Annotated in this window: 2 protein-coding genes; both read left to right on the plus strand. The window is 72.7% G+C overall.

Going from position 1 to position 3,169, the window contains the following annotated elements; all coding sequences use genetic code 11:
- A partial coding sequence (locus AB0C29_RS40610) for a DUF58 domain-containing protein (RefSeq protein WP_360832317.1) occupies positions 1 to 738 on the plus strand: 738 nt, incomplete at its 5' end.
- Positions 739 to 751: 13 nt separating this feature from the next.
- Positions 752 to 3,169, plus strand: a 2,418-nt coding sequence (locus tag AB0C29_RS40615) for a transglutaminaseTgpA domain-containing protein (RefSeq protein WP_360832320.1), incomplete at its 3' end; no start/stop codon positions are given.

The raw sequence follows: 3,169 nt of genomic DNA on the forward strand, positions 1-3,169 counted from the left end.
GACAGCCGCGCCCGGTCGGTGGCCGTGCACGGCGAGGACGACGCGGCCACCCGGGAGTACCGGCGCGGCGACGACCTGCGCCGGGTGCACTGGCGTTCCACCGCCCGCACCGGTGAGCTCATGGTGCGCCGCGAGGAGCAGCCGTGGGAGAGCCGAGCTACCGTCGTTCTGGACACCCGTCAGGCCGCGCACCGTGGCGAGGGCCCGACGGCGAGCTTTGAATGGGCCGTCTCGGCCGCCGCCAGCATCGCGATGCACCTGCGCCAGGCCGGCTACAAGCTGCGCCTGGTGACCGGGGCCGGGATCGACGTCGACGCCACCGAGATCGGTGGTGAGGGCGCGATCCTGGACACCCTCGCCGACGTCAAGCTGACCCGCGCCGGTGACATCTCGGTGCTGGTGGACCAGGTCCGGCGGCGTTCCGACGGCGGCCTGGTGATCGGCCTGTTCGGCACGCTGAGCGTGGCCGAGGCCGAGGTGCTCACCGGATTGCGTGGCAACGGCGCCACCTGCATCGGGTTCGCGATCGACAGTTCCACCTGGGTGAACATGCCACCCGGGGAACGCACCGAGGCCGACCGGGCGCACGGTGCCACGGCTCTGGCCCTGGTCCGCAGCGGCTGGCGTTCGGTGCCGGTCGCGCACGGCGACTCGCTCGCCGCGCTCTGGCCGGCGGCCGGACGCGGTTCGCAAGGTTTCGCCTACCGGGCGGCGATGGCCGAGACGGTCGGGCGATGAGGGGAGTTCTACGGTGACCGGGCGACGACGACTGGGACTCGTGGCGGCGGCCGCGACCCTGCTGGCGGCGGCGCCGCTGTCGGCGATCTTCGACACCTGGACCTGGCTGCTGGAGTGCATCCTCGCGGTCGGCCTGGTGGCCGGCGCGGCGGTGCTGACCCGTACGCTGCGTTTCCCGTCCTGGGCGCAGGCAGTGGGCATGGTCGTGGTGCTGCTGCTGACCCTGACCTGGATGTTCCCCAGCGGCGACGAGCTGCTGTCGCTGATCCCGTCCCCAGCGACGTTCGAGCACTTCGGCCAGCTGTTCAGCGACGCCGGCAACGACACCCGCTCGTACGGCGTGCCGGTCCCCGACCGCGAAGGCCTCCTGTTCGTCGCGGTCTTCGGCATCGGGGCGGTCGCGATCGCGGTCGACCTGCTCACCGTGGTGGCCCGTAAGCCGGCCCTGGCCGGACTGCCGATGCTGGCCATCTACTCGGTCCCGGTCGCCGTGTACGTCGAGAGCGTCCCGGTGCTGCCCTTCATCGTCGGCGCGACCGGCTTCCTCTGGCTGCTGGTCGCCGACAACGTGGACCGGGTGCGCCGCTTCGGCCGCCGCTTCACCGGCGACGGCCGCGACGTCGACGTCTGGGAGCCGTCGCCGCTGGCCGCGGCCGGGCGCCGGCTCGCCGTGATCGGCGTCGCCACGGCCGTGCTGCTGCCGGTGATCGTCCCGGGCCTCAACACCGGCCTGCTCAACTCGCTCACCCAGGCCGGCGGCGGCAACGGTACGGGCGGCTCGGGCAAGGGTGGCACCGGCCGGATCAACCTGTTCGCCTCGCTCAGCGGCCAGCTCAACCAGACCCAGGTCACCAACTACGTCCGGGTCACGACCAACGAACCGGACCCGTTCTACCTGCGCTTCGGCGTCGCCGACGTGCTGTCCTCGGACGGCTTCAGCAACCGCACGCCGAACGGCCAGCCGCTGTCCCGCGGCCTCTACGACCCCCGCGAGAGCGGCACCACGGCCGGCGCGCAGTACCGCCAGTACCACGCCGAGGTGGAGATCACGAAGGACTTCGGCCAGACCCTGGCCCCGGTCTACGCGACCGCGATCGACACCGACGGCCTCGACGGCGCCTGGTCGTACGACCCGAACACCCAGGTGGTCTACTCCAACCGCACGACCACCAAGGAGAAGAAGTACTCGTTCGACTACGTGCGGGCCAAGTACACGCCCGCCGAGCTGCGCAGCGCCGAGGCCCTGCCCCGCGACAACCCGCTGCGGACCCAGTTCACCACGGTCCCGCAGGACGCGAAGGTCGAGAAGCTGGTCGACGACCTGACCAAGGGCGAGCGCACCGAGTACGACAAGGTCGCGGCGATCTACCGCTACTTCTCCCGGGACAACGGCTTCACGTACAGCCTGCAGACCGCGGACCCGCAGGCAGGCGCGTCGGTGATCACGACGTTCCTGGAGGGCAAGGCGGGCTACTGCCAGCAGTACGCGGCGGCGATGGCCTGGATGGTCCGCGAGGCGGGCATCCCGGCCCGGGTGGCGTTCGGCTTCACCCGCGGCAGCACCCGCGACGGCGACGCGTACGTGCTGACGAACCGCAACGCCCACGCCTGGACCGAGGTCTACCTGGACGGCTTCGGCTGGGTCCCGTTCGACGCGACCCCGGCGGCCGCGGTCGTCGGCTCGACCCGCTCCGACTGGGCCCCGGACACCGACGCGGTGGAGACGCCGTCCCCGACGTCGACCGCCACGGTGGCCCCGGGCGCCGACACCTCGGCCGGACCGGGCGCGGCGGAACGCCCGGACCGTGACGTCGACGCCGGCGCCCAGGGCCTGAACGACCCGGCGAACCAGTCGGGCCCCTCGACCACGGCTCTGCTGACGGCGGGAATCATCGCCCTGGTCCTGGTCCTGCTGGCGGTGCCGGCCCTGCGCCGAGTCCTGGTCCGCCGACGCCGCCACGCGGCAACGGCCCCGAAGACAACGGTGGCGGCAGCGACGGGCCCGGCCCCACCGGGCACCCGAGAAGTCGTCGTGACCACCGAAGCGGTACGCGCCCGCGAGGACGCCCACGCCGCCTGGGACGAACTGGTCGACACGATGATCGACTACCGCGTACCGGTGGACCCGACGGAAACGCCGAGGCACACCGCCCAGCGCCTGGTCCGCGAAGCCGACCTGACCGACACGCCGGCGGAGTCGGCGACGTTGCTGGGCCGGGCCGAGGAACGAGCCCGGTACGCCCGGCAGCCGCTGCAGGGCGGCGAGCTGACGGTGGCGCTGAACCAGGTCCGCAAGGGCCTGGCCAAGACGGCGACGAAGCGGACCCGGTTCGCGGCGGTCGTGCTGCCGCCGTCGGTGCTGCTGCGGTGGCGGCTGGGCATGGGAGACACGTCGGCCCGGTGGGTCGGCAGCTTCAGCCGGGGCCGTGAC

The sequence above is a fragment of the Actinoplanes sp. NPDC048791 genome, assembly GCF_040650095.1.
Classification (GTDB): domain Bacteria; phylum Actinomycetota; class Actinomycetes; order Mycobacteriales; family Micromonosporaceae; genus Actinoplanes.